At 28.1% G+C, this 587-nt stretch carries 1 protein-coding gene; it reads right to left on the minus strand.

From position 1 onward, the window contains the following. On the minus strand, positions 1-587 hold a 587-nt coding region (locus tag AJ889_RS09755; RefSeq protein ID WP_261661001.1), incomplete at both ends, for a DUF2920 family protein.

Genomic DNA, 587 nt, shown 5'->3' on the forward strand with positions numbered 1-587 from the left:
TAAACACTTTATTTCCACAAGGATAAGAGATGGAATTTTCTTGCATTAAAGATTTTCTTTTTTGTAATTTTTCAAGCATTAAAGGAAGTTCTTTTCTAAATAAGGCTTTATCAGGTATACCACAACCATGATCTAAATTTTTAATAAATTTTCCATCAATTTTATTTTCATCTATCAAATTTAAGCTTACATCGTAACCTAAAATTTTTAATATTTGCATGGTTTGTTGTTTAAAATTGGCAGGCGTTAGAGGATCTTTATCGCTATGATAACTCACATAAATAATATTTTTATTTTTTTGACTTTGCAAAATCAAATGATCCTTATTTAACAATGTTCTAATAAAATAATTTTCATTATTAAAAAAATAAGGTGAATTTTCTTTAAGCGTCCAGTGGGTTTTTAGAAAAAAAATAATCCTATTATGTGGAAAATCTTCATAATAATCACCGTAACTATGTTCCATTTCTCTTCCTAAAATATAATTTAAAGGTGGCAAAGCCGAACCCGAATTATCAATCACACCATCCACATACCAAGGAGCTATTTTTGCTATGAGCAAGGCTAAGTATCCTCCATAAGACCCC

Origin of the sequence: Campylobacter sp. BCW_6468 (assembly GCF_001762865.1) — a bacterium.
In the GTDB taxonomy this organism is placed as follows: domain Bacteria; phylum Campylobacterota; class Campylobacteria; order Campylobacterales; family Campylobacteraceae; genus Campylobacter_D; species Campylobacter_D jejuni.